We start from the raw sequence: 24,680 nt of genomic DNA, 5'->3' as shown, positions 1-24,680 counted from the left end.
GCCACCGCCCCCATGCCACGTTTAAAATTTGTCCGGCCACTCAGCGACACAGACAAGCAAGAGTTGGATGCGCTTTACAAGACCCACCCAAACTTTAAGGTGCGAAGACGCGCCCACGCCTTGTTGCTGAGCGGCAGCGGGCATACGATAAACCAGCTACAAGCCATTTTCCAGGTTGACCGTGACCCTATCAGCCAGTGGATCNACCGCTTCAACGCGCAAGGCGTCGGCGGGCTTGGGGATTTGCCGCGCTCCGGGCGGCCACCGATTTACACGCCGGAAGAAATCGCACTGTTCCGGGCACAATTGGACGAAGAACCGCGCCAAATCAAGCAGGCCCAAGCCCTTCTGGAGGCCCGGACCCGGAAAAAGTCGGCGACCGGGACGTTAAGGCGCATTTTAAAAAAACCGGTTATTCATGGCGGCGGTGCAGGCGCTCCGTAAAAGGAAGGCGTTGTGCCAATGGCTTTGCCAAGGCCAAAGCCATCCAAACCGTCATGAAACAATGGGCCGATGAAGACAAAATCAGCCTGTACTATTTTGACGAGTCAGGCTTCAGCACCGCGTCCTCCGTGCCTTACGCCTGGCAACCCAAAGGCCGGACGTTGGAAATCCCCTGTTTCCATAGCCAGCGCCTCAATGTCCTGGGGTTTGTTTCCCGGGACAGCCGGTCTTTTTTCCACACCGTTGAAGGGCGCGTCAAAACAGAACAGGTGGCCGGGGCCTTCGACCTGTTTGCCGCACACTATGGCGACGGCTACGCCGTCCATAAAAAACCGTGCGTCGTCATTATTGACAACGCTTCCATGCACACCAGCCGTGCCTTTTTGGCACGCCGCGACGACTGGATGGCGCAAGGTGTCGTGTTGCATTATCTGCCGCCCTATAGCCCTGAGCTTAACCTGATCGAAATCGTCTGGCGCAAGATCAAGTATGAATGGCTGCCCCTATCGTGCTATGCCAGTTACGGGACATTGAAACAGGCCGTATTGGACATCCTTTCAAAATTCGGCGATGAATACCGGGTTACTTTTGTGTAATTACTTAATGGAAACCCCTTCCTTTTGGGCAAATTCCTTAATATGCCGATGGATGGAATCCGGCAACCGCAAGTCTAACAGACCCATATTAAATACCCCAAAAGTTTTGCCGCAGGTTACCCATTAACTATAAAATCGCTTTACATGGTTCGTTTAGCTGGAAACCCAATCCTCAGCGGCGTATCATGATGCCACTATTTATATAGAGGAAACGATGATGAGCGTTGCTGTTCAAGATAATTTATCAGCCCAACTTTCAGCTAACGTGCTGGCCTCAATTCAGCAACTTGCAGCAATCGAAGGGCGTGAGGTGCAAGCTTTGCTTGATGAAGCCCTACAAGAATACATTGACCGCAAAACCAAAACGCAAGTTAGCCAGCAGGTGTTAAACGCGTTTGCTGATAGCGTAGCTGAATTTGATAGCTTGTATACCGAACTGGCAAAGTGAAGGGAACAAAATTCCTGACGGTTGCCGATGCCCTAACACTTCACGACCTATTGATCCAACGATATGGCGGCTCAGCAGGAATTCGTGATGTTGGGGCATTAGAATCGGCATTATTCCGGCCACAAACGGGGTATTATGATGATACCATTGTCGAAGCAGCGGCTTTATTGGAAAGTTTGGCGATTAACCACCCGTTCATTGATGGCAACAAACGCATTGCTTTTGCAGTCGCGGATGTTTTCCTTCGAATCAATGGTTACCGTATTATTAACCAACCGATGGCGATTTACGCCGATATGATTCAAATGTTTGATTCCGGCACTTTTGACATGGCTCACCTCGAACCGTGGCTTAGGCGAATGATCGTCAAACAAGGGATTTGATAAAAACATTTTTGAGATTTGACACAAGAACAACCAACGTTTTGGCTACCTAATAGGCACTAAAAACGTTACGGAACGGGTAACAAACCCGTTCCAGTACCAGTGTATTTTGGTATGCCCTGGCGAATCAAATGACTGTCTGACCCGCTCCACCACAAATGATCAGCGTCAATGAAAATCTATTCATAATGGCTCCACAACCGCAAAACCTTCACCTGTTTTTCCGCTTCCAAAACCTGATAAACCAAACGGTGCTGGATATTAATCCGCCGCGAATAAGCACCCGCCAAATCGCCGACCAATTTTTCATAGGGCGGCGGATTCTGATACGGGTCGCATCTTAGTATTTCCAATAACAGCAAAGCTTTATCTTTTAATCCTACCGCCGCCAATTTTTTGGCATCTTTCTGTGCTTGTTTGGTATAGATAATTTCCCAGTTCACCAATCCAGTTCCTTGCTGCATTCATCGGGAGTTTCCGACATGCCTTCTAAAATAGCTTCGCGCATTCCGGGTACGCCGAGCAAATACAGGGTTTCCTGTATCGCCGACCAATCTTCCGCAGAGAGCAAAACAGCATTGGCGCGTTTTCCGGTGATGGCAATGGGTTGGTGGGATTCGGCGGCTTGGTCGATAATCCGATAAAGGTTTGCGCGGGCTTCGCTTGCAGTTAAGGTTTGCATAATGGCACTTTAAAAATACAAAAAACATATCGTACGTTAATGCGTACTTATTGGCGAATTTATTCGCTATTTTAAGTTTTAGAAGCTCCAACACAAACCCGAAAAACCTAAACAATAGGCTTTCGGGTTTTTTATTACCTATAGCTCCCTACCAGGCCGCGCAAAACCTTAGTTTTTAGTGGCGCGCCCCCAAACAAAACCCATTTCTGGAAGCTATTGCCGGTAAACGCTAGGCACCCTCTTCCAAAGGTTCGTCATCCTGATAATCATATGTCTGGGCGGTGAAATATTTTTTAAACTGCGGCATAAAGCTCGCGGTGATGGGGATGGAATAAAAACAGTAAATCGCCCCTGCTTCACCTGTAGTGACCCCAAAAAACCATTGCGGGAAATACAAGGTAAAAATCGCCATGACAAAATGGTAAGTGGCTATTTTTTTATTGTCTTTCCAGACATAGCCGCTCAACGCCAAGGCGAACAAAGAGCCGTACATCACCAATTCGCCAAAGGCGCTGGCGATGTTATAGGCGATATGGTATTTGCCGCTGCGCATGCAAGCGACAATGTTGCCGATAAACGTGGTGTGGTCGGTAAACAATTGCCAAGTGCTTGGTAGGAAACTACACGCCAAGAAAATCGCGCTTAAACCACCGCCCAATAAGGCCGCACGCTTTAGGGCGGTCGGGTCGGATGAATAAGTCGCCAATGCAGGCATAATCGCAAACGCCTGCAAACAAATGTGGTAAGTCGATAATTCGCTTAAGTATAAATTTGTGCCATAGCCGCATTGGTCGGCGACCGGATAGGCGAAATACTGGATCAATTCCATCAAGGAAAAATGAAAAATGGCATACGCCCTGGCGGAACGCACCCAAAGCGTTTCTTTTTTATCAAGAAAAGTCACGCCGGATGCGGCAAGGCCGACGATACCTAGGCCGAGTGACATATTTGCACTGAAACACATAAGCAATCCTATACTTTTATAAGGTTGATGTAAGGGTTGGTGAACTAGTCAGGTGACTAGCCGGGGAGTATAAGCGGCTTAAGCGGGGCTTGTCGAGTGTGCGGTGCTTGCTGTGAGGTTTTTACAAACGGTATAAATGAGGCGCTTTTTTCCGGGCACGGCCCTTTGTACGCCTTTCATTTTAAATGCTTTATTGGCTTAATTTGCTGTGGCTGCGTAAAGCCAGTAATCATGGTCATGGGGGCAAACGCATAGGCGCCAACTCAAGGTAAGCCGTAGGCCTTAAGTTGGCGCATGGCAACCTCGCCCTAAACGACCCGCCACTTAAGGGCAGGCCAAATGTTATGGAAGCGGATTGCCCATTTTTCAGGCCATCGCTTCACCGCGTAGTGTCGGCCATCGTAAAGGTGGACCGGAACACAATGACCGCCCCCCAGCCAAAACCGTAAGTCGTGAGGGAGACGCTGAGCATGGAAAACACCCGGAAAGCCATTGAAACCGCATCGTTTGTCGGCGGGTTCAGTGCCGGGAATATGGATTGCAGCAAGAACAAACTTGAATTGGTAAACGCGCCGACCGCCATCGCCCAGCGCACTTGCCAAGGTAGCGGCACATTGGCGGCATAAAAACCGAATAGCAACGCGCTCATCAGCAAAAAATCCAGATGCCCTTGCAGCAAGCGGTCGAAATCTTTAAAAATCAGCGGGATCAGGGGCAGCTCCAGTTTCACTGCGACCAAACACCAGGCCAACACCAACGCCACCAACAACCATAAGGCCGCCGCCCTCAATAAAACAACATTACCTGCCCGATTATAATTTTGATACATTGCCACACTCCACTCAGTTTAAAAACAACAGGAGTATGACGGTTTGTGGATTTTTCTGTTGGTACGGGACGGAACGGCGGCTTGCCTGAAACGGCGGCCAGGTATTTTTTGACAACACCCAAACATGGGAAGGCAGGTTTTTTCATGGCCCACACTTCAGCATCCGGCAATCAGGCGGTAACGGGCATCAGGCTCAGCACCAACACCATCGCGCCGCAAGAACGGCAAAGTTGGTTACGCGAGGTGATTTGCCGTGAATATGCCCATGTTGACATCACTTCGCCCGGCAACCAGGGCATGTCCCAAGACTTGGCCATTTATTCAGGGCAGAATTTGCAGCTGTCCGTCATCCGCTCCAGCGCAATTTCAATACAGCGCCTGCCACAGGAGCCCTGGCGGAATTCCCAAGATGCGTACTTTGCCGTGGTCTTGGTGTCTGGCCGGTACAAGCTGTCCCAAAACGGCCGTGAAGCCTATTTACAGCCTGGGGATATGGCCATTTATGACGCCACGCTCGCCCACCGCGTCCAATGCCCCGATGATTTTAGCAAGTTGATTGTGGCGATACCGCGCGGGGTGTTTCGGGAGCGGGTTGCGGGGGCTGACCATTGCACTGCCTTGCGGATTCCTGGCCACACAGGCAGCGGCCTGATCGCCTCGCATTTCCTCCGCACGTTTGCCGGGCAGATCGGGCATGTCAACACCCAAGAATTTGCCGCGCTTTCCGGACACGCAGTGGACTTGCTGGCCTTGGCGGTGGCTTCGGTGCGCCCGCTTAATGTCACCTTGTCCAAAAGCCGTGTGTTTGCCATGAACCGCATCAAGGCATTTATTGAGCAACACTTGCCAAATGCCCGGCTGGACACAGCGATGGTCAGCCAATTTTCAGGTTTGTCGCCGCGCTCCATCAACAGTTTGTTCGCCAGCGAAGGCACTTCGCTGATGCGTTATGTCTGGCAACGGCGATTGGCGCAATGCCATAAAGATATGTCAGACCCGCTTTGTGACGGCCGGCAAATTTCGGAAATCGCCTTTCGCTGGGGATTTAATGACCCCTCGCATTTCAGCCGGGTGTTCAAACGGCAATTTGGCAGTTCGCCACGGGACTACCGTTGCCGCATCCTTTCATCCCGCGCATAAAACCAGCAGGCCTGCCATCGCTTCGTCTGCTTTGAGGCGAAGACGACCCCAACGGAGGGCAATGTCCCGACATTTGGCATAAGCGTTCCGGGCAATGCTTTTAACCCTCGCTATCGGCTATCAAAAAAACCATGTGATATGCCACAGCCACCTAAGCCATTTCACACGGTTTTTCAAAAAGCCCCCTGCAACACCCTCTTACGCACTTTTGTAAATTACATTTTCACAATAAAAATCAATTACATATTAAGCGCCAACAAAACAATGCAGCAGGTGGCATGGGTAGTGCTGCCCGTATGTGGCCCATCAGGGCCGGGCCTGTCCCGAACGGCTCGCCACCCTTTAAATTGGCGGTTTACGCGCTTGGGCATTTGCTTGATGGCAATGGGTTTCCTGCAATACGGCCCGATCCGTTGCCTAATCAATAAACGTCAACACAGACAACATTTTGGAGAAATGAATGAATAATAAAAATGGCCTTAAGCTTTTGGGGATTGGCTTATTACTTTGGCAGGGCCTAAGTGCCAACGCGCATGCCTGTAGGATCATTGCCGCAGACCGGCTGTTTGATGGTTTCAACTTGCAAACGAATATGGCCGTTTTGGTTAAGGGCCAAAGGGTCATACAAGTAGGGACAAAAGCGGCGTTATCAGGCCAGTGCAGCAACAGCGTGATTGATATGGGGGACGCCACCCTATTGCCGGGGTTTATTGAATCACACGCCCATATCGGTTTTCAGAACGTCAGGAAAGATAAGGTGCTGCAACATGGCGTAACGACCGTGCAAGATACCGGTGGCGCCTTGGCCCCGCCTGAAAGCGGGCCGGGCCAGCTCCGTTTGTTTAGCGTCGGGCCGATCATCCAGGCTCCCGGCGGTTACCCTTTGAATATCTTTGGCGGCACCAGCGGTTTTGACCAGATTGGTTACACCGTCGCCTCCGTGGCGGAAGCGCCAGGCGTGGTCCAACATTTGGTCGATGGCGGCGCGACAGCGATCAAGATCGCCTTAGAACCTGGCGGCGAAACGGGCGCGCCTTGGATGATGCCGCACGGTAGCAACCCTGTGCCCGCCGCGCCTTGGGACATCCTTTCCCAACCTATCGTCAATGCGATAGTCGATGAGGCGCATCACCCCCATGACGGAAGGCCAGTAAGGCGTGTCATCGCGCATGTCGGCGAAAACATGGGTTTTGAACGGGCATTGCTGGCTGGGGTTGATGAGTTTGCGCACATGCCCTGCGCACCCATTGACCCAAACTTATTGGCCCAAGCGGCGGGCACGGCAGGGTTAACGTTTGTCAGCACTATCGACACCCTGGGGTCTTGTGTGGACACCAACACCCACATGGGCATCCATTCCAATACCGCCCAATTGGCGGCCAAGATAGCGGAATGTGAAAAGGCCACGCCAGGAAATTGCGCACAAATTTTATATGGCTCAGAAATCGGGCACGATAATGTGCCTTGGGGCATCAACGGGGAAGAAATGCACTATATGTTGCTGTTAACCAGCGGTGCATCAATTGATTTTATGGATGTGCTGAATGTGTTCAGGGCGGCCACTTCCAAAGCAGGGGCGCACTTAGGGATCAACAAGTTGGGGACTTTAACGCGGGGTGCGCCTGCCGATGTGATCGCGGTGCGCGGCAACCCATTCGAAAAGTTCAAGCTACTGGAATACCCTGACTTTGTCATGTCAGGCGGACGCATTGTGGTAAACCGGTTCAAATAAGCATTTGACGGGGGATTGCAAACCTTTCCCCCGGGTTTCCAAACCCAAGCCCAAATGCGGGACGGGGCCAAAACCGCATTATCGCTATCCTGGGAAATCCCGGCGGCAAATTGGCCTCCCCTCCGGGATTTATTCCGGCATGACCCTGGAAAACCAGTTATCAGCAATATGCCCGTGCAAGCCGCCGAGTTTGTTTTGCAAATCATCCAGAATAACGCGTAATTGCAATTGTGTGGCTTCGCGGATATCTATGGCCTGGACATAATCTTCCAACTCCTGCACGCGATCCGATAGCGCGTCATTGTTCGGCAATTGGTTGATGCAATCGGATATTTCCACTAAACAACGCGTCACGGAGCGCGGCAAATCTTTATCCAGCAACAGATAACTCAACACATCATCGCCTTTGACCCGGCTACGGACATGTTGGCGGTACATCAACAAAGCGTTCAGGGCGGTCAGGATATTCATCCATAAAATGGTTTCATATTGGCGCAATTCGTCACTGCGTGATTCGGACAGCAGCAATGAAGCCAGGTCAAGGATGCGGCTGGTCATATCGGCGCGTTCGAGGTTCCTGCCCAAACGGATGAAACGGTAAGGGTGATGGTGGCTCATATAGCCGGACAACAATCCGCTGAAGCGTTGGCAGCCCTCGAGGATTTTTTTCAGGAACAACACGCGGCTACGGCGATTGGAGACGGTTTCCAAATCATTCTTGGCAAATAAGTACAGTTCATTGACTTGCTCCCAGGCCTCATCCGGCAACAATTCACGGGTGGTGCGGATATTTTCCCTGGCGGCGCTCAGCGATGAAAATAAAGAGCCCATATAACTTTCGTCACTGAGCAAAAAGCGGATGACATTGCGCTCGCCCGCTGATTTGTATTTTTCATAAAATTCAGCTTCCGCCCCGTTAATGCGTAGCAGTTGCTGCCAGCCCATCTCCACGCCTTTGGGCAAATCCATCAATAAATTCATATAGACACTGACAACTTTAGCGGTGTTTTCAGTGCGTTCCATATAACGTGCCAGCCAATACAGGCGCTCTGCTGAACGAGATAACATTAATGTCCCTCCATGTTGATGATCCAAGTATCTTTACTGCCACCGCCTTGCGATGAATTGACCACCAACGAACCTTTGCGCAAGGCGACGCGTGTCAATCCGCCTGCGGTCACGAAGGTGTTTTCACCTTGGAGGATAAAAGGGCGCAAGTCGATATGGCGTGGCTCAAGCTTACCTTTACACAAGGTCGGCGCAGTCGAAATAGCTAACGTTGGCTGGCCGATATAATTGCGCGGATCGGCTTGGATGACTTTGCGGAAGGCCGCGACCTCCTTGGCTGTGGCATGGGGGCCGACTAACATGCCATATCCGCCGGATTCGTTGGCGGGTTTCACCACCAGTTCGGCAAGATGGGCCATGACATATTCATAATGTTCAGGGTTGCTGCACAAATAAGTTGGCACATTGGGTAGGATGGGTTCTTCGTTCAAGTAATAACGGATCATCTCCGGCACATAGGCATAGACAACCTTGTCATCCGCCACCCCTGCCCCCGGCGCATTCGCCAACGCGACATTTCCGGCTTTCCAGGCCCGCATTAGCCCCGGCACACCTAAGGCCGAATCTTTGCGGAACACTTCAGGATCAAGGAAATCATCATCAATACGCCGGTAAATCACGTCAACTTTTTCCAGGCCTTCAATCGTGCGCATGTACACGCAATTGTCATCCTTGACCACGAGATCGCTGCCTTCCACCAATTGCGCGCCCATTTGCTGGGCAAGGTAGGCATGTTCAAAGTAAGCCGAGTTATAAATGCCCGGCGTCAATACGGCTATCAGCGGTTTGGGGATATGTTCGGGCGCGATCGACGAAAGCATGTCATGCAATTGGGTCGGGTAATCGTCGATGGGCAGGATGTTGATGCCTTGGAGCAACTCCGGAAAGACCCGCTTGGTGATGACGCGGTTTTCCAACATGTAAGAAACACCCGATGGAACACGGAGATTGTCTTCCAAGACGTACATGACACCGTCCTTATTGCGCACCAAATCAGTGCCGCAGATATTGGCCCAAACATTGTGGCGCGGCTTCATACCGACGCATTCTTTACGGAAGTTTTTGGAACTGTTGATGGTTTCGCTAGGTATCTTACCGTCCTTGATAAAATGCTGTTCGCCATAAACATCGCTGATAAAGCAATTTAAGGCCGTCAAACGCTGTTTTAGGCCTTTTTCGATGATACGCCATTCCCTTGCATCCATGATGCGCGGGATAATGTCAAACGGCCACGCCCGGTCAATATTGCCTTCGTCACTATAAACGGTAAAGGTTATGCCCATTTCCATAATGGCCAGTTCCGCCGCTATTTTACGCTTGTCTATATCGGTTTTTTTCAGCGAATTTAAATATTGGCACAAGCCGTGGCTGACCGGACGCGGCTGAAACTCGGAATACATGAGTTCATCGTAAGCATTCTCGGTTGTGTAGTTTTCCCAGATCGATTTCATAGCTTTTATTAGTTATAGTTAACTTTATAATAAATCAAGCATGAAATATGCCACCATCCCATAAACCCGCCGTATTATTCCCAACAGCCAAATAGGTTTCGGCTTAATGGTAAGCCTAAGTTTATATCACATCCACTTAAAAATCAGTTGGGCGCGGCAAACCATCCTGTAAGCCAAGGGTTGCCTCTGGGGAAAAGTGTCTTTCAGGTGTTCAGGCCAATCATTACGCACCAAAACAAAGCAATATAAACTATACGACTTAAATTGGTGCAACACAATCATACTGAAATTATAAACTGGTGCAAAGCCACCATATTATTGGGGGATGTGTTGCGGAGGTGTTGCGCCACCTGACTAACCACGGCTTTTAGGACGCAGTTAGCTCAAGCAAGCAGCAAGAAAACGGAACCTTTATTTGATTTTCGCTTCTTTGTACATGACATGTTTACGGACAACCGGATCAAATTTTTTGATCTCCATTTTTTCAGGCATGGTCTTTTTATTTTTGGTGGTGGTATAAAAATGACCTGTTCCTTCTGTAGAAATTAATTTGATTTTATCGCGCATATTTTATCCCCTTAAGCTTTAATGCCATTTTTACGCAAGTCTACCAACACTGCGTCTATACCTTTCTTGTCGATGATGCGCATCCCTTTAGCGGAAACGCGCAGCCTAACCCAACGATTTTCGCTTTCCACCCAAAATCTGTGATGTTGCAGATTTGGCAAAAAACGTCTTTTGGTTTTGTTGTTTGCGTGTGATACGTTATTGCCGACCAACGGCTGTTTTCCTGTTACTTGACATACTCTGGACATGATTGACCTCTACGATATACCTTAATGCTAAATAGCCGACTTTTATACCAAAAAATCTTTGCAAGGTAAACTGCAATCTATAAAATAAAGTAAATTTACAGGATTTACGCTTAAATAAGGAAACAACATGCCTATAAAACTCGGTATGGTGATGGATCCCATCAGCCGCATCAACATAAAAAAAGACACCAGCTTCGCCATGCTGCTTGAAGCCCAAAGCAGGGGCTGGGAACTCCATTATATTGAGCTTAATGACCTCTATCTGCGTAATGGCAGGAGCTATGCCAGAACCCGGACACTGCAAGTCCAACGCCACCCTGAAAACTGGTATAGCTTCATTGCCGAACAAGACATCCCCTTGGATGGGCTGGATGTCATCCTGATGCGTAAAGACCCGCCTGTCGACCAAGAATATATTTACGCGACTTATTTATTGGAGCGTGCCGAAAGCCTGGGCACTTACGTCGTCAATAAGCCGCAGTCATTGCGTGACGCCAACGAAAAGCTGTTTACCGCCTGGTTTGCAGACTGCTGCGCCGATACCCTGGTTACCCGTGAGCCGGCCAGGATCCGGGATTTTTTGCACGAACAGGGGGAAATCATCTTAAAGCCGCTTGACGGGATGGGCGGCACGTCAATTTTCCATTTGCGGCTGGGGGATCCCAACTTCAGCGTTATCATGGAAATTATGACACAATACCGCAGCCGCCATGTCATGGCGCAAAAATATTTGCCAGAAATCAAAAATGGCGATAAACGTATATTAATGGTCAACGGCGAGCCTGTCCCTTATTGCCTGGCGCGCATTCCGGCACAGGGCGAAACCCGTGGTAACCTGGCCGCAGGAGGCCAGGGCGAAGGCCGCCCATTGACAGAACGGGATCTCTGGATCGCCCGGCAAGTCGGCCCCACATTACGTGAAAAAGGCCTGGTCTTTGTCGGCCTGGATGTCATAGGCGACGCATTGACGGAAATAAATGTCACTAGCCCCACTTGCGTGCAAGAGCTGGACCGCCAGTTTAACCTCAATATTTCCGGGTTGTTAATGGACCACATTGAGACAAAAATTAATACATGACCAAAAAGGTGGCTTTTAACGCTAAGGCGGCAATTTCCAATAACGACTCGATACTTATCGCCTTGTTTATTGCGGTCATCATCCATATCATTGCCATCTTAGGCGTTAGTTTCACGGCTCCGGCACCCGAAAAATTTAACCGTTCCATCGACATTACACTGGTTAACACACCAACAAAAAAAGCCCCCAAAGCAGCCAAATTTTTAGCACCCGACCATCAGATTGGCGCGGGTGAAGCCGTAAAAAAAACGGTGTTACCTAAATTACAACTGCCTAGCCCAGGCAATAGCGAGCGGAAGGCCATAAACAAACAAGCTGAAACACCCAACGCGCCGAAGCCAGCGGAAAAAATACTGGCCCAAAAAACATCTACTGTGAAGGTGGCGACCGAAAACAAGCAAAACAATGGTGATGGCATAGAAGAAGAGCGCCCCCGTTTGACTGAAGAGACTTTGCGTAGCCAATTGACCCAACTCGGCACCGAAATCAGCTTGAGCCAGCAAAGCTCAGACGACAGCAAAATTAAATCGGTCAACCAAGTCAGCGCCCATCAATTTTTGGCCGCCCAATACCAAAAGGACTGGGAGGCCAAAGTTGAACGTATTGGCAATATGAATTACCCGGAAGTGGCCGCCAGAAAAAATTTTTTTGGCCGCTTGACCATGGAAGTTGGCATTAGATCTGATGGCAGCATTGACCGGATCATTGTCAGCCGCTCTTCAGGCAACCCGGCTTTGGATGAAGCCGCAAAAAATATTGTCAAAATGAGCGCGCCCTTTGCCCCCTTTTCAACGGAACTACTTAAGGAAGTCAAGGTGCTGATTATCACTCGAGTATGGAAATTTTCTGATGAATCCGGCATGAGCACACATTAACCATTTGCTAACGCAAGCTACCCTTACTGATTTGAGCCGTATGATAGAACCCACTTATTTAAGCAACCAATTTATTATCGCCATGCCAGGCTTGGCTGACCCGATATTTTTCCATACCGTCACCTTTTTGTGCCAACACAATAAAGAGGGGGCGCTTGGCATTGTCATCAACCGCTCCACAGACATGAAATTGGGGGACATTTTCAAGCAAATGAACATCCCTTTCACGTCTTTGCTTGCCGCTGAAACCCCCATTTTCGCAGGCGGGCCGGTACAGCAGGAACGCGGCTTTGTCCTACATACGGCTGGCGGCGACTGGCACGCATCGTTACCCATTTCAGAGACTATCTCACTGACGACATCCCGTGATGTCCTCGAAGCCATTGCCGTCGGCAAAGGGCCGGAACAATATTTAGTGGCCTTAGGTTACGCGGGCTGGGGCGAAGGCCAATTGGAAAAAGAAATGATTGCAAATTCTTGGCTAAACACGCCTTTTGGGCAAGAAGTGCTGTTTGACACCCCCGTTGACTTGCGCTGGAGCGCGGCGGCCGGACAAATAGGCATCGACATCAACAAATTAACGACACTGGCCGGACATGGTTAAAACTGACCCATTAAGGGCCAATGCCCAAAACGACACCTACCTGGGCTTTGATTTCGGCAATAAAAAAATCGGCACCGCCGTTGGCCAAGCGACGACCGGATCGGCAAGCGCATTACAGACCCTACGTTCGCCCAACCAAAATCCTGATTGGCAGGCGATTGGCAAATTAATTGCCGAATGGCAGCCTGCGGGATTGGTTGTGGGCGTTTCCAGACAATCTGATGGCACCGACAACCCGATAACGCCGCGCATGTTAAAATTCTGCCGGCAGCTGGAAGGCCGTTTCCATTTGCCGGTGCACCAACAGGACGAAACCCTATCCACCTTTGAAGCGAAACAGCTTTTGTTCGATGACACTGGCATCAAAGCCACCAAACTCTGGGCTGTCCAAGACCAATTGGCCGCACAGCTTATCCTGCAAAGTTGGCTCAACGATTTTACGAAAAGGACTATTTAGTGCTAGACATCAATTGCTTGCTCGACAACCTTGAAACCGGGTTGAACCGGGTCATCCATGAAAGGAAACTGGCCCAACCGCTCATGATAGGCCTCCGTACCGGCGGCGTCTGGGTCGCTGAAGCGCTGCACCAACGCCTTAATATCCAAGAACCTTTAGGCTTGCTGGACATTTCCTTTTACCGTGACGATTTTTCGCAAATTGGCGTGCACCCCAATGTCAAACCCAGCCAATTGCCGCCCAACATCGAAGGCCGTGACATCATCCTCGTTGACGATGTGTTTTATACAGGCCGGACGGTACGGGCGGCCCTCAATGAGATTTTCGATTATGGCCGGCCCAAGCAGGTGGTCTTAGGCGTATTGATCGAACGCAACGGCAAGCAAATCCCCATTTCCCCTGACTGTTCGGGTGAGCAGGTCATTTTAGCGGCCAACCAACGCATCAAACTCACCGGCCCCGAGCCTTTAGCCATCCACATAGAAACCACAGCCAGCCATGACTGATAATTTGCAATTAAATGCAGAAGGCAAGCTTAAACATTTCCTGACCATTGAAGGCCTAAGCCAAGCCCTCTTGACCGAGATCCTTGACACGGCAGAATCCTTTGTCGGCGTATCCGACCAGCAAATCAAGAAAGTCCCATTGCTGAGGGGAAAAACCATCGTCAACCTGTTTTTTGAAAACAGCACCCGTACCCGCACCACCTTTGAACTCGCCGCCAAACGCCTGTCTGCGGACGTCCTGAGCATGAGCATAGCCACGTCTTCCACGTCCAAAGGCGAAAGCCTGCTCGACACCATCCGTAACCTGGAAGCCATGTTCGTGGACATGTTTGTCGTCCGTCACGCCATCAGCGGCGCGGCGCATTTCATCGCCCAACATACCGCACCGCACATTAGCGTCATCAATGCCGGCGACGGCCAACATGCCCACCCGACACAAGCGATGTTGGACATGTTCACCATCCGCCAGATAAAAAAAGACTTCGCGCCATTACGCGTGGCGATCATCGGGGATATCCTGCATTCACGGGTCGCCCGCTCCCAAATCCAGGCGCTGAACGCTTTGGGCACGGCTGAAGTTCGGGTGATCGCCCCAAAGACATTGCTACCCGCCCATGTGGAAACGTTAGGGGTCACGGTCTCGCATAATTTGACCGAAGGTTTGCAGGACATAGATGTCATTATTATGTTGCGCCTGCAAAAAGAACGCATGACATCGGCATTGCTGCCCAGCGAGAGCGAATATTTCAAATGCTTCGGCCTAACCGAAAGCAAGCTAAAAATCGCCAAACCCGATGCCATCGTCATGCACCCAGGGCCGATCAACCGCGGCGTGGAAATTGAATCCAACGTCGCCGATGGCCCGCAGTCGGTTATCTTAAAACAAGTCAGCAACGGCATCGCCGTGCGCATGGCAATTATGTCAATGGCGATGCAGCCGCACGGGGTTTCATGATGGGCAAAATACACATCAGGCACGGAAGGGTTATTGATCCCGCCAACGAAATTGACCGCATCGGTTCGGTTTATATTGCCGACGGCAAAATTGCCTCGGTGGCCGAGGAACCGGCAGGCTTTAAGGCGGACATTGTCATTGATGCCAGCAACCAGATTGTCTGCCCCGGATTCATTGACCTAAGCGTACGTCTGCGCGAGCCCGGGCACAGCCGAAAAGCCACTTTTAAAAGTGAAACCCGCGCCGCCGCCAGCGCCGGTGTCACGACCATGTGCCTCCAACCTGACACCAACCCTGTGATTGACACTGCCGCAGTCGCCGAGCTGATTAAGGAATTGGCGGAAAAAGCCAATTACCCGCAAGTTTACCCCATCGCCGCGCTGACCCAAAAACTGGAAGGCAATGAATTGAGCTCAATGCTGGCATTGAAGGAAGCGGGATGTATTGCGGTCAGCAACGCGAACCAGCCGATACGCAACCTGTTGATTTTAAGGCGGGCTATGGAATATGCCGCCAGCCATGATTTGTTGTTGATGTTCCGCCCCAATGATTACTGGCTAGGCAATAACGGCTGCGCGCATGAAGGCCCGGTCGCCACGCGCTACGGCTTGCCAAGCATCCCGGACGCCGCTGAGACCATTGCGCTCGACCAATGCCTGGAGCTTGCGGAGCTGACCCGCTGCCGCGTGCATTTTGGGCAAATCAGTTGTAAACGTTCGGTCATCAAAATCCACCAGGCCAATAAATACGGCCTTAATGTCAGCGCCGATGTGTCGATACACCAGTTGCATTTGACTGAAAATGACATTAAACCGTTTGATAGCGCTTATCACGTCCTCCCCCCTTTCCGCACCGAGGCCGACAAACAGTACCTTAGACAAGGGCTGGCAAGCGGCACGATAAGCAGCATTTGTTCGGATCACCAGCCCCACGATATAGATGCCAAACTCGGCGCATTTCCAGAGACCGATCCAGGCGTTTCCTCATTGGAAACACTATTGCCGCTCATGCTGAAACTGGTGTCCCAACACGCGATCACTATGGAACAGGGCATAGCCGCCTTAAGCGAGCAGCCAGCACGTATCTTACAACTGCGGAGCGGTGCGCTGACCCCCGGGTTTCCCGCCGATGTGTGCGTGTTTGACCCTGATATGGATTGGCAAATCAACAAGCAAAATTGGCATAGCCGTGGTGTCAATACGCCCTTTTGGAACCAAACGTTTAAAGGCAGGGTTACCCATACTTTGCAGGCCGGCAAAGTTATTTTTTGTGTCCCAAGTTACCGGTAACAAACCCCAAACCTAAATCCACCAGGGTAATCCTTAAACCAAAAAAGCGATAACCCACTCCATGAAAGGTTATCGCTTTTAAGGGGAGCCGCTACACATCCCATTAACAAATAAAACTTTTTATGGCCTAACGCTGCCGTTTGACAAATAGGTAAATAACATCGGCATAAAGACCATAATGCTATACACAAGCGCTATGCCGGCGACTATCATTAAGAAACTATATAATGCTTTCATACTGTAACCTTCTGTTTTTTTAATTATTGTTTGTTGATTTGCCAATATATCCCGAATCACCCAAATGGCAAGCCGGGTGTTAACCCGGACGGTGCCCCAAAGCCCCCCCCCACCAGCAACAAGGCAATGCTTTTGGGTCCTCCAAACCATGCATAAACCCAATCAATGTCAGCTTTTTTAACAGCAATAAAGGCATAAAACAGCCAACTTGCCTGGATTTATTAATAAACGCCCATTCCACTATTAAAAAATCCACATTAATACAAACAAAAGGTGTCAATTGTTTTTACAACTAATTTATTGAATAGAAACAGAAAAACTATAACTTATTAAATTGCAAATATATTAATTTTTTTGGCATATATAGTGCTTGTAGCCATTACAATATATAACAAAGCGCATGTGTCACGTTGCATTTTGGTCATATAAATAGCATCCACAATCTCTATTAACAATATTTAGGACACTAACATGCCATCCATAATTAAACCCAAACTTGCAATTGCAGGCGCGTTGTTGCTTTTGCTGTTCAGCTCCATCGCAACGGCGGCAACGGTGACAATCACCAATGTCAGGTTACCATCAGGAACCCCGTTTGACCTGACAATCACCACCCCTGGCGCAGGTAGCATTTTTGCCAATGGCCATACCGTCACCCGCCCTTACGCTGGCCAAATACTATTGGACACCGTAGAATATGGCACCCTTGCCACATGGTGCGTAGACGATTTGCACACCATATACCTGGGCGGGCACTACAGTTACACAACGGGCATATTGCAAACTGACAACAGCGGCTCCACCCAAGCCAACTCAAACCCGCTATCGGGCCAGCAAATCCATGATGTCATGGCATTGGCGACTTATGGCAACCAACTGCTGGCCAGCCTCCCCTCAGGCCTAAACCACGATATAGCTTCAGGTCAAGTCCAGGCCGCCATTTGGGCCGTCATATACGGCGCCACGGTCACCGCCACTGGTGCCGACATTTCAGGTGTCAGCTCCCTGACTTTCAGCCAAGGGATCGCCAACCTGATAGCCTTAGCCCCAAGCTTATCGCCAGGAAACGCCATTGCATTGTTCAACCTTGGCCCGGACGGAGCCATGCTGTCCCAAGTGTTAGTAGGTAATTTCGTACCGGAACCCGGCACATTGTTGTTGATGGGCATCGTGCTGAGTGGCGCATTGCTGCGCAAACGCAGCCCAGTCTAAAAAAACAATCCGCAACCTTGCAAAAAAGGCCGCTTAAAGCGGCCTTTTTTATTGCCTTGGAAGCGGTAAGGCGTTACGGCAAACACAACAAAATATACACAGCCCCGGCCCCGCCATCTTTAGGGGCCGCTGACGTGAAGGCCTGGACATCCATATGCTGCCTTAACCAAAGATTGATATTGTTTTTCAACATCGGATACTGGTCTTCGGAACGGTACCCCTTGCCATGGACAATATGTACGCAGCGATAGCCAGACCTCACACAATCGCGCAAGAACCTTACCAGCTCCCGCTTCGCGTCGTTACTGCCCAATCCATGCAAATCCATTTCTGCTTCCGGCACAAAATAGCCTTGACGCAATTTCACCAGGCTATCCTTAGGCATGCCCTGGGCAACATAACTAATCTCATCTTCCGCCCCGACAGGGGATAGCCCATAGGCGCCCTCCCCCAAAGTAAGGGCCAGATCTTCTTCGGGCCCGGCCATTGGCCGTCGGGGGAAGGGTTTGGGTTTATTTTGCCCGTAGGTATAGGCTTTATCATTTTTCACCGAACGCACGTTGCCAACCGTTTCCCGAAATAAATCGCGGTCTTCTGCACTAAGGATTTTTTTTGTCACGGAAGCTGATTTTGTTGGCTATAGTTGTTAATATGTTCGATTTTATAGCTTATTCTGTATCAGGGCGATAGATAATGCACATTTTGTTAAGTAATGATGACGGCTACTTGGCTGAGGGCCTTTCTGCATTAGCCAATGCACTACGGGAACACGCCGATATTTCCGTAGTCGCCCCCGACAGGAACCGTAGTGCAGCCAGCAATTCATTGACTTTGGAAATGCCTCTCCGAGCATACCCCTCCCATAATGGCTTCATCAAAGTAGATGGCACCCCCACCGATTGCGTGCATCTCGCCATTACCGGCTTGCTCGAAAAGGAGCCTGACATGGTGTTTGCCGGCATAAATCACGGCTCCAATTTAGGTGATGACGTGCTTTATTCAGGCACTGTCGCCGCTGCAACCGAAGGGCGTTTTTTGGGGCTTCCTGCCGTCGCCATCTCTTTAGCCGGAAACAACCCGGTTAACTTTGCCACTGCCGCACACGTCGCCGTCACCCTATTCAAACAATTGGTGGAAAACCCCTTACCGCAAGACACGATCCTAAACGTCAACGTACCGGACCTCCCTTTGCAGGCGATCAAGGGCTATCAGGCCACCCGCTTGGGACAACGGCACAAATCCGAGCCCGTCATAAAAAGCGAAGATCCGCGCGGCCGGACGATTTACTGGGTTGGCCCGCCGGGCGGGGAACAGGATGCCGGCAACGGAACGGATTTTTACGCCATTGCCGAAGGCTTTGTATCGGTCACACCTTTACAGCTTGATTTGACTTGGTATGGCCGCATCAACGCCCTCAAAGCATGGCTGCCCAAGGGGCGATGCCTATGAGCCTAGACTTGCAAGGCATAGGGATGACTTCGCCCCGTACCCGTAAACGCATGGTACAACGCTTAGCGGAACAAGGCATTACTGACCCAAAGGTACTTGATGTCATGCGCCACACGCCGCGCCATGTGTTTATGGACGAAGCCCTGGCTAGCCGCGCCTATGAAGACACCGCCCTGCCCATCGGTTTTAACCAAACCATTTCACAGCCTTATATCGTCGCCAGGATGACTGAACTGTTAATGGGATCCGGGCGCTTATCTAAAGTCCTAGAAATCGGTACGGGCTGCGGGTACCAGACAGCAATATTGGCGCAACTGGTTGACCACGTTTATTCGGTGGAGAGGATCCTCTCCCTGCAAAAGAAAGCCAAAGACATACTATGGAATTTGAAATTCAAGAATATCAGTTACCTATACGGTGACGGGAATTTAGGCTGGGCGGATTATGCGCCATTTGACGGTATTCTGGTTGCCGCTGCGGCTCCTGAAGTCCCTGAGCCTTTGTTGCAACAATTGGCGGTTGGCGGGGTGCTGGTCATGCCAGTTGGCGAAAACGGGCGATCCCAAACCCTACAAAGGATCACCCGGACTGGCGTCAATTATAAAATCGAATACCTTGAAAGCGTTTCTTTTGTCCCTTTTTTGCCTGGCAAAGAGTAAAAATGGTGGCGGTTGAAGCAACCGCCATGAAAACCCCATTTCCCTGTAGGCCGGATTCCGGCAACCGATGCCTGAATAGGGGGATTCGGCCTGGCAATAGTCTTGTGGCTGGCACCCCAAAAATTACTTACCATTAAGCTCGGACGATAATTGGGTTTCATCCAAGGCATTTTCCCAACGGGCGGCGACCACTGTCGCCACGCCATTACCAATCAAATTGGTCAACGCCCGCGCTTCGGACATAAAGCGGTCAATGCCTAAAATTAGCGCAAGCCCGGCCACAGGTATTGTCGGGACAGTTGACAATGTCGCCGCCAAGGTAATGAACCCGCTTCCGGTGATACCGGCCGCACCTTTGGATGTCAATAGCAACACCCCCAACAACGTCAACTCCTGACCCCAGGTCAGCGGCGTATTGGTCGCTTGCGCCACAAAAACGGCCGCCATGGTCAGATAAATGGAAGTGCCGTCCAAATTAAAAGAATAGCCTGTCGGTATCACCAATCCCACAACCGGCTTAGCGCAGCCCAAACGTTCAAGCTTGCCCATGATACGCGGCAGCACCGATTCAGATGAGGAGGTGCCCAGCACAATCAGCAATTCATCTTTGATATAAATTATGAATTTGACCAGACTAAACCCGCTCCATCTGGCAATCAGGCCTAAAACACCAAAAATAAACACGCCACAGGCCAAGTAAAAACTGCCCATCAATTTCGCCAATGGGGCAAGCGCATGCACCCCATATTGGCCGATAGTGAAAGCCATGGCCCCAAAAGCCCCCAAGGGGGCCAATTTCATAATTGTCTCGACGATACCAAACAGCACCTCTGAAACATTATGGATAAAACGCATCACGAGAGCGCCTTTATCACCGATTACGGCAAGGGAGCAACCGAACAGCACGGCAAAGAGGAGCACTTGCAAAATATCGCCTTTGGCAAAGGCATCGACGACGCTAACAGGAATGATATTTAAAAGGAAGCTAACTGTATTATGGGTTTTGGCAGCTTCAGTGTAGCCCTGTAGGCTTTGGGCATCTAAATTCCTGGCATCAATATTCATACCGGCGCCAGGCTGGATGATATGCACCACCAACAAGCCAATAACTAGGGCCAGCGTACTAACCACCTCAAAATACAGCAACAATTTAATGCCGACCCGCCCGACCCGTTCCATGCTTTGCATTCCGGCAATCCCCGTCACCACGGTACAAAAAACAATAGGCGCGATCAGCATCTTAATGAGTTTGATAAAACCATCACCCAATGGCTTCATTGCGACTGCCGTCTCAGGGCAAAAGTGGCCGAGCAAAATGCCCATAAAAATCGCAGCAAGCACTTGTGCATAAAGGTGGCGATGGATATTTTTCAACATAATCAATAAAAATAAATCCGTTACGGCATTAATGGACACGTACCAACCGCCAACGCAAAACCACCAGAATCCCATAGGTTTTGTATTGCCGCCCTCCCCATAAGATCAATCTGGCATCATAGCCATTGCTACCTTGATTCGGTAATGATCCGGCTGGCCTCTTCCTGCAAAGCGGCGATTTCTTCTGGTTTGAGCCTGCCCTCTATCTGGTCCCGGCCAATCGCAGCCTCCATTGAACCCTGCCCCGCCGCCAACGTAAACCAAAGATAAGCCCGCTTGTCATCATTCGCCACGCCCGACTTAAACCGGTAAATATTGCCCAAATCATATTGGGCCTTCACATAACCGGAGCGTGCGGCTTTTTCAATCCAGTAAATGGCGTCCTTATAATTTTGCAACACGCCCACCCCTTTAAATAGGGAATTGCCATACTGATATTGGGCTTCAACATTGCCATGTAACGCCCCTTTCTTAAACCATTGCGCCGCTTCTTTATCGTTTTTGACGACCCCCCTGCCCTCACTTAACAAGATACCCACTTGCAATTCGGCGGCCCCATCATCCCCACTCCGGGCCCGTTCTTTGGCACGGTCATAGACGGCTATATCACGGGCTTCCAATTCAGGGATGTCAAACCGTTGCACCGCCCAGGCGAGTAACATAAATAATGAAAGCCCCAAGACAATTAAGCACCAACTGACGATAATCGTGTTAGCAAGAAAAAAACGGTAACGACACTTTTTACAACGATAAGCCTTGTAAAAAGTTCTAATCAAAAAAGGGTCATTAGACCGGAATGTTGTCCTGCGAAATTCTTCACAACCGCATTTAGGGCATTTTGATGAGGATACTGGGGAAGGGGTGTCATTCTTATTAAGCTTTATCATGTTATTTTTCTATACTCAACGCACATCAAAACCCACTAATCAACACCACCCCGCTGAAGAAACTTTGATGCCCATTGATAAATGGTTCAGGAATACAGCAAATAGACATTACCACTTGAGAACGATTACTTACACATCTTAAAAACCGTTAGTAGCTTGCGAGGAGTTTTTAAAATAAGTTAAAGGCGAAAGATAATATCCCCTTAACTGTTTTTATGCAATTACGGTGATTGCATAGGGACGCGGTTAACTTACGGGCAAAGATAAGCAGAGACCCGGGCGAATTTAAGCACCCGCCAATCCAGGCAATTTTCAGGCAAAAAAAAGGGGGCCAAAGCCCCCCTCCAAAATGAGCGCACCTCAAACTTGTCTAGCAGGTTTGTTTTTGTTGATATTCACCTTGGTAACAGGTTTCACCTCAACTTTTTCCTGCTTGCTAAAATTAGGTTTATTCAATAAATCACTGTCATCCGCTGGTGGTTCAGGGTCTCTCCCTGCCATCATTGCTTCGATCTGATCTTTATCAATGGTTTCCCATTTCATCAGCGCATCCGCCATTTTGTGCAAAATACTGATGTTTTCTTGCAGCAAGGTTTCAGCGCGTTGGTAATTGCGGTCAATCACGGCGCGGATTTCTTCATCAATTTGCTGGGCGACGTTGTTGGACACGGAACTGCCTTGCGTTTGGTAACCCATAAAAGGCTGGCCTTGTTCTTCGCCATACACCAATGGCCCGAGCTTTTCAGAAAAACCCCAACGTTTGACCATGTTCCGCGCCAGTTCGGTGGCCCGTTCGATGTCATTGGACGCGCCAGTGGTGACACGGTCGCCGCCATAAATCATCAACTCGGCAATACGGCCGCCAAACAAGCTGGCGATTTGGCTTTCCAATTTACGCTTGCTGGCACTGTACTGGTCTTGTTCAGGCAAGAACATGGTGATACCCAGAGCCCGTCCCCGTGGCATGATACTGACTTTGTACACCGGGTCATGGTCGGGGGACAATTGCCCGACGATGCAATGCCCCGCTTCATGATAGGCGGTCAACAACTTGTCATCTTCGCTCATCACCATTGTGCGTTTTTCCGCGCCCATCAAAATCTTGTCCTTGGCTTTTTCAAGGTCTTGCATGGTCACTTCTTTTTTGTTGGCGCGTGCCGCAAACAAAGCCGCCTCATTGATTACGTTGGCAAGTTCCGCACCTGAAAAGCCGGGCGTGCCTCTGGCGATATATTTCAATTCCACATCAGCGGCAACAGGGACTTTTTTGATATGGACATTGAGGATCTGCTCCCGTCCGCGCACATCAGGCAGACCGACATTGACTTGGCGGTCAAAACGGCCAGGCCTTAGCAAGGCTTTATCAAGAATATCCGCACGGTTAGTCGCAGCGATAACGATCACGCCTTCGTTGCCGTTAAAACCATCCATCTCCACTAACAATTGGTTCAGGGTTTGCTCACGCTCATCATTGCCCCCACCGACACCGGCACCTCCGCGTTGGCGGCCCACCGCATCAATTTCGTCGATGAAGATAATGCAGGGGGCGTGTTCTTTAGCTTGGGCAAACATGTCCCTAACCCTGGAGGCGCCAACCCCGACAAACATTTCGACGAAATCAGAGCCTGATATGGTGAAGAACTTAACCCCGGCTTCGCCGGCAATGGCCCTGGCGATCAAAGTCTTGCCTGTTCCCGGAGGGCCCACCATCAGGATGCCACGGGGGATTTTTCCGCCCAATTTTTGGAACTTTTGCGGGTCAGAAAGGAAATCAACCAACTCGGACACTTCTTCCTTCGCTTCCTCACAGCCAGCGACATCATCGAAAGTCACGGTCATCTTGTCTTCTTCAAGCATTTTGGCTTTGCTTTTACCAAAGCTGTTGCCGCCTACGCCGCCACCCTGCATCCGCCTCATATAGATGACCCACACGGCGATCAATAGCAACATAGGGAACCAAGATATAAATATCTGCATTAACAAAGATTGCTGGACAGGCGGCGTCGTCCGTATCTGGATATTGGCGGTCAGCAGATCATCAATCAAATGCGGGTCGCCAGGATTGAAGGTCTCATAATTTTGGCCATCGGTAGTACGGATTTTGATCAATTGCCCATTGACTTCGACACGGTCAACCAAACCGTTCTTAACTTTGATGATAAAATCCGAGTAGGCAAGCGAGTCTTGTACAGGCGGAGCTGTGTTTACGCGATTGTAGATCAGGAATGCCCCCGTAAATACAACCCCCCAAAGCAGCGCGTTCAGTATATATTTTTTCATTTCATTATCCCCTGGCCTTTAGCAAGGCCATCTGTTAGACGTTTGTTGATTACGATACTTATCGCTTTTCAAAACCCGACGCCTCCACGCCGCCCTAATAGATTGATATTAATTGTACTTCACCAATTTAACCACGCTTGGCTTCAAGACAATTAAACCACCTTTACATAGAAAAGTCTTTTATTTACAGAGGCTTCCGGCAACTGGCCGCAGCCCTAACATAATAATATAAGCAATTGTTTTAAAAGGCTAAACCACTTTAT

27 protein-coding genes and 1 pseudogene are annotated in these 24,680 nt (G+C 50.0%); 16 read left to right on the top strand and 12 right to left on the bottom strand.

Going from position 1 to position 24,680, the window contains the following annotated elements:
* Window positions 1-12: 12 nt before the first annotated feature.
* The 4 genes and pseudogenes from METMI_RS27880 to METMI_RS0112945 all read left to right on the top strand — a co-directional run.
* Window positions 13-390, top strand: a pseudogene (locus METMI_RS27880) (helix-turn-helix domain-containing protein); the annotation flags it as partial.
* A complete protein-coding gene (locus tag METMI_RS26980; protein ID WP_232215281.1) occupies window positions 306-1,040 on the top strand; it encodes an IS630 family transposase in 735 nt (244 codons plus the stop codon). The pseudogene METMI_RS27880 and the gene METMI_RS26980, both read left to right, overlap by 85 nt.
* Window positions 1,041-1,254: 214 nt before the next feature.
* Complete coding sequence (locus tag METMI_RS0112950) at window positions 1,255-1,488, top strand: hypothetical protein (protein ID WP_232215220.1); 234 nt, start codon at window positions 1,255-1,257, stop codon at window positions 1,486-1,488.
* Window positions 1,485-1,871, top strand: coding sequence for a type II toxin-antitoxin system death-on-curing family toxin (locus tag METMI_RS0112945; RefSeq protein WP_019866724.1), 387 nt, complete (start codon window positions 1,485-1,487; stop codon window positions 1,869-1,871). Before METMI_RS0112950 ends, METMI_RS0112945 begins: the two co-directional genes overlap by 4 nt.
* A 179-nt stretch (window positions 1,872-2,050) precedes the next feature.
* On the opposite strand, the gene METMI_RS0112940 is transcribed toward METMI_RS0112945, so the two are convergent.
* The 4 genes from METMI_RS0112940 to METMI_RS0112925 all read right to left on the bottom strand — a co-directional run bounded on the left by METMI_RS0112940 (window position 2,051) and on the right by METMI_RS0112925 (window position 4,346).
* Window positions 2,051-2,314, bottom strand: a complete 264-nt coding sequence (locus METMI_RS0112940) for a Txe/YoeB family addiction module toxin (RefSeq protein ID WP_019866723.1) — start codon at window positions 2,312-2,314, stop codon at window positions 2,051-2,053.
* A complete protein-coding gene (locus METMI_RS0112935) occupies window positions 2,311-2,553 on the bottom strand; it encodes a type II toxin-antitoxin system Phd/YefM family antitoxin (RefSeq protein ID WP_019866722.1) in 243 nt (80 codons plus the stop codon). Before METMI_RS0112935 ends, METMI_RS0112940 begins: the two co-directional genes overlap by 4 nt.
* Window positions 2,554-2,782: 229 nt before the next feature.
* A complete protein-coding gene (locus tag METMI_RS0112930) occupies window positions 2,783-3,517 on the bottom strand; it encodes a DUF5765 domain-containing protein (protein WP_019866721.1) in 735 nt (244 codons plus the stop codon).
* A 379-nt stretch (window positions 3,518-3,896) separates the two neighbouring features.
* On the bottom strand, window positions 3,897-4,346 hold the full coding sequence (locus METMI_RS0112925) for a hypothetical protein (RefSeq protein ID WP_019866720.1): 450 nt from the start codon (window positions 4,344-4,346) through the stop codon (window positions 3,897-3,899).
* 144 nt (window positions 4,347-4,490) lie between these two features.
* Here METMI_RS0112925 and METMI_RS0112920 point away from each other — a divergent pair, with 144 nt between their 5' ends.
* Window positions 4,491-5,486 (top strand): AraC-like ligand-binding domain-containing protein, encoded by a 996-nt coding sequence (locus tag METMI_RS0112920; RefSeq protein ID WP_029151678.1) that lies wholly within the window; start codon window positions 4,491-4,493, stop codon window positions 5,484-5,486.
* Between the two features lie 460 nt (window positions 5,487-5,946).
* Window positions 5,947-7,218, top strand: coding sequence for an amidohydrolase family protein (locus METMI_RS0112910; RefSeq protein WP_019866717.1), 1,272 nt, complete (start codon window positions 5,947-5,949; stop codon window positions 7,216-7,218).
* A 129-nt stretch (window positions 7,219-7,347) separates the two neighbouring features.
* On the opposite strand, the gene METMI_RS0112905 is transcribed toward METMI_RS0112910, so the two are convergent.
* From METMI_RS0112905 to rpmB, 4 genes are all read right to left on the bottom strand, one after another.
* Window positions 7,348-8,286: an alpha-E domain-containing protein gene (locus METMI_RS0112905; protein WP_019866716.1), complete on the bottom strand. Its 939-nt coding sequence runs from the start codon at window positions 8,284-8,286 to the stop codon at window positions 7,348-7,350.
* Window positions 8,286-9,737 carry a circularly permuted type 2 ATP-grasp protein gene (locus METMI_RS0112900; RefSeq protein WP_029151677.1) on the bottom strand — a complete coding sequence of 484 codons (1,452 nt, stop codon included), beginning with the start codon at window positions 9,735-9,737 and terminating at the stop codon, window positions 8,286-8,288. The genes METMI_RS0112905 and METMI_RS0112900 overlap by 1 nt, the downstream gene beginning before the upstream one ends.
* A 411-nt stretch (window positions 9,738-10,148) precedes the next feature.
* A complete protein-coding gene (rpmG, locus tag METMI_RS0112890) occupies window positions 10,149-10,304 on the bottom strand; it encodes a 50S ribosomal protein L33 (protein ID WP_019866713.1) in 156 nt (51 codons plus the stop codon).
* Window positions 10,305-10,315: 11 nt separating this feature from the next.
* Window positions 10,316-10,552, bottom strand: a complete 237-nt coding sequence (gene rpmB, locus METMI_RS0112885; protein WP_029151676.1) for a 50S ribosomal protein L28 — start codon at window positions 10,550-10,552, stop codon at window positions 10,316-10,318.
* A gap of 127 nt (window positions 10,553-10,679) precedes the next feature.
* Between rpmB and gshB the strand changes: the two genes are divergently transcribed.
* The 8 genes from gshB (at window position 10,680) to METMI_RS0112840 (ending at window position 17,765) form a co-directional block, all read left to right on the top strand.
* Window positions 10,680-11,630, top strand: a complete 951-nt coding sequence (gene gshB / locus METMI_RS0112880) for a glutathione synthase (RefSeq protein WP_019866711.1) — start codon at window positions 10,680-10,682, stop codon at window positions 11,628-11,630.
* A complete protein-coding gene (locus METMI_RS0112875; protein WP_019866710.1) occupies window positions 11,627-12,505 on the top strand; it encodes an energy transducer TonB in 879 nt (292 codons plus the stop codon). Before gshB ends, METMI_RS0112875 begins: the two co-directional genes overlap by 4 nt.
* A 40-nt stretch (window positions 12,506-12,545) precedes the next feature.
* The gene (locus tag METMI_RS0112870; RefSeq protein WP_019866709.1) at window positions 12,546-13,109 is read left to right on the top strand and encodes a YqgE/AlgH family protein; all 564 of its coding nucleotides are present in this window, start codon (window positions 12,546-12,548) and stop codon (window positions 13,107-13,109) included.
* Window positions 13,102-13,566: a Holliday junction resolvase RuvX gene (gene ruvX / locus METMI_RS0112865; RefSeq protein WP_019866708.1), complete on the top strand. Its 465-nt coding sequence runs from the start codon at window positions 13,102-13,104 to the stop codon at window positions 13,564-13,566. The genes METMI_RS0112870 and ruvX overlap by 8 nt, the downstream gene beginning before the upstream one ends.
* Window positions 13,566-14,072, top strand: a complete 507-nt coding sequence (gene pyrR / locus METMI_RS0112860) for a bifunctional pyr operon transcriptional regulator/uracil phosphoribosyltransferase PyrR (RefSeq protein WP_019866707.1) — start codon at window positions 13,566-13,568, stop codon at window positions 14,070-14,072. Before ruvX ends, pyrR begins: the two co-directional genes overlap by 1 nt.
* Window positions 14,065-15,027, top strand: coding sequence for an aspartate carbamoyltransferase catalytic subunit (locus METMI_RS0112855; RefSeq protein ID WP_019866706.1), 963 nt, complete (start codon window positions 14,065-14,067; stop codon window positions 15,025-15,027). Before pyrR ends, METMI_RS0112855 begins: the two co-directional genes overlap by 8 nt.
* Complete coding sequence (locus tag METMI_RS0112850) at window positions 15,027-16,316, top strand: dihydroorotase (RefSeq protein WP_156829993.1); 1,290 nt, start codon at window positions 15,027-15,029, stop codon at window positions 16,314-16,316. The genes METMI_RS0112855 and METMI_RS0112850 overlap by 1 nt, the downstream gene beginning before the upstream one ends.
* Window positions 16,317-17,024: 708 nt before the next feature.
* The gene (locus METMI_RS0112840; RefSeq protein WP_019866703.1) at window positions 17,025-17,765 is read left to right on the top strand and encodes a PEP-CTERM sorting domain-containing protein; all 741 of its coding nucleotides are present in this window, start codon (window positions 17,025-17,027) and stop codon (window positions 17,763-17,765) included.
* Between the two features lie 73 nt (window positions 17,766-17,838).
* Here METMI_RS0112840 and METMI_RS0112830 read toward each other — a convergent pair whose 3' ends face one another.
* Window positions 17,839-18,384: a Smr/MutS family protein gene (locus tag METMI_RS0112830; RefSeq protein ID WP_019866701.1), complete on the bottom strand. Its 546-nt coding sequence runs from the start codon at window positions 18,382-18,384 to the stop codon at window positions 17,839-17,841.
* 74 nt (window positions 18,385-18,458) lie between these two features.
* Between METMI_RS0112830 and surE the strand changes: the two genes are divergently transcribed.
* Window positions 18,459-19,214, top strand: a complete 756-nt coding sequence (gene surE / locus METMI_RS0112825; protein ID WP_019866700.1) for a 5'/3'-nucleotidase SurE — start codon at window positions 18,459-18,461, stop codon at window positions 19,212-19,214.
* Window positions 19,211-19,873 carry a protein-L-isoaspartate(D-aspartate) O-methyltransferase gene (locus METMI_RS0112820; protein WP_019866699.1) on the top strand — a complete coding sequence of 221 codons (663 nt, stop codon included), beginning with the start codon at window positions 19,211-19,213 and terminating at the stop codon, window positions 19,871-19,873. The genes surE and METMI_RS0112820 overlap by 4 nt, the downstream gene beginning before the upstream one ends.
* A 123-nt stretch (window positions 19,874-19,996) precedes the next feature.
* On the opposite strand, the gene METMI_RS0112815 is transcribed toward METMI_RS0112820, so the two are convergent.
* The 3 genes from METMI_RS0112815 to ftsH form a co-directional block, all read right to left on the bottom strand.
* On the bottom strand, window positions 19,997-21,250 hold the full coding sequence (locus tag METMI_RS0112815) for a dicarboxylate/amino acid:cation symporter (protein WP_029151675.1): 1,254 nt from the start codon (window positions 21,248-21,250) through the stop codon (window positions 19,997-19,999).
* Window positions 21,251-21,378: 128 nt separating this feature from the next.
* A complete protein-coding gene (locus METMI_RS23980) occupies window positions 21,379-21,912 on the bottom strand; it encodes a tetratricopeptide repeat protein (protein WP_019866697.1) in 534 nt (177 codons plus the stop codon).
* 585 nt (window positions 21,913-22,497) lie between these two features.
* Window positions 22,498-24,417: an ATP-dependent zinc metalloprotease FtsH gene (gene ftsH / locus METMI_RS23975; protein ID WP_019866696.1), complete on the bottom strand. Its 1,920-nt coding sequence runs from the start codon at window positions 24,415-24,417 to the stop codon at window positions 22,498-22,500.
* Window positions 24,418-24,680: the final 263 nt, after the last annotated feature.

Source organism: Methylovulum miyakonense HT12, from assembly GCF_000384075.1.
GTDB classification, from domain to species: domain Bacteria; phylum Pseudomonadota; class Gammaproteobacteria; order Methylococcales; family Methylomonadaceae; genus Methylovulum; species Methylovulum miyakonense.
This window is presented reverse-complemented; position numbering and strand designations above follow the sequence as displayed.

Bases quoted from the DNA above. Each gene is read 5' to 3' on its own strand.
- rpmB (WP_029151676.1), bottom strand. From the start codon at position 10,552: ATGTCCAGAGTATGTCAAGTAACAGGAAAACAGCCGTTGGTCGGCAAT.
- METMI_RS0112905 (WP_019866716.1), bottom strand. From the start codon at position 8,286: ATGTTATCTCGTTCAGCAGAGCGCCTGTATTGGCTGGCACGTTATATG.
- METMI_RS0112930 (WP_019866721.1), bottom strand. From the start codon at position 3,517: ATGTGTTTCAGTGCAAATATGTCACTCGGCCTAGGTATCGTCGGCCTT.
- gshB (WP_019866711.1), top strand. From the start codon at position 10,680: ATGCCTATAAAACTCGGTATGGTGATGGATCCCATCAGCCGCATCAAC.
- METMI_RS0112840 (WP_019866703.1), top strand. From the start codon at position 17,025: ATGCCATCCATAATTAAACCCAAACTTGCAATTGCAGGCGCGTTGTTG.
- METMI_RS0112910 (WP_019866717.1), top strand. From the start codon at position 5,947: ATGAATAATAAAAATGGCCTTAAGCTTTTGGGGATTGGCTTATTACTT.
- METMI_RS0112850 (WP_156829993.1), top strand. From the start codon at position 15,027: ATGGGCAAAATACACATCAGGCACGGAAGGGTTATTGATCCCGCCAAC.
- METMI_RS0112900 (WP_029151677.1), bottom strand. From the start codon at position 9,737: ATGAAATCGATCTGGGAAAACTACACAACCGAGAATGCTTACGATGAA.
- METMI_RS0112950 (WP_232215220.1), top strand. From the start codon at position 1,255: ATGATGAGCGTTGCTGTTCAAGATAATTTATCAGCCCAACTTTCAGCT.
- METMI_RS0112925 (WP_019866720.1), bottom strand. From the start codon at position 4,346: ATGTATCAAAATTATAATCGGGCAGGTAATGTTGTTTTATTGAGGGCG.
- METMI_RS0112875 (WP_019866710.1), top strand. From the start codon at position 11,627: ATGACCAAAAAGGTGGCTTTTAACGCTAAGGCGGCAATTTCCAATAAC.
- ftsH (WP_019866696.1), bottom strand. From the start codon at position 24,417: ATGAAAAAATATATACTGAACGCGCTGCTTTGGGGGGTTGTATTTACG.
- ruvX (WP_019866708.1), top strand. From the start codon at position 13,102: ATGGTTAAAACTGACCCATTAAGGGCCAATGCCCAAAACGACACCTAC.
- rpmG (WP_019866713.1), bottom strand. From the start codon at position 10,304: ATGCGCGATAAAATCAAATTAATTTCTACAGAAGGAACAGGTCATTTT.
- METMI_RS0112855 (WP_019866706.1), top strand. From the start codon at position 14,065: ATGACTGATAATTTGCAATTAAATGCAGAAGGCAAGCTTAAACATTTC.
- METMI_RS0112870 (WP_019866709.1), top strand. From the start codon at position 12,546: ATGATAGAACCCACTTATTTAAGCAACCAATTTATTATCGCCATGCCA.
- surE (WP_019866700.1), top strand. From the start codon at position 18,459: ATGCACATTTTGTTAAGTAATGATGACGGCTACTTGGCTGAGGGCCTT.
- METMI_RS0112820 (WP_019866699.1), top strand. From the start codon at position 19,211: ATGAGCCTAGACTTGCAAGGCATAGGGATGACTTCGCCCCGTACCCGT.
- METMI_RS0112920 (WP_029151678.1), top strand. From the start codon at position 4,491: ATGGCCCACACTTCAGCATCCGGCAATCAGGCGGTAACGGGCATCAGG.
- METMI_RS0112815 (WP_029151675.1), bottom strand. From the start codon at position 21,250: ATGTTGAAAAATATCCATCGCCACCTTTATGCACAAGTGCTTGCTGCG.
- METMI_RS23980 (WP_019866697.1), bottom strand. From the start codon at position 21,912: ATGTTACTCGCCTGGGCGGTGCAACGGTTTGACATCCCTGAATTGGAA.
- METMI_RS0112935 (WP_019866722.1), bottom strand. From the start codon at position 2,553: ATGCAAACCTTAACTGCAAGCGAAGCCCGCGCAAACCTTTATCGGATT.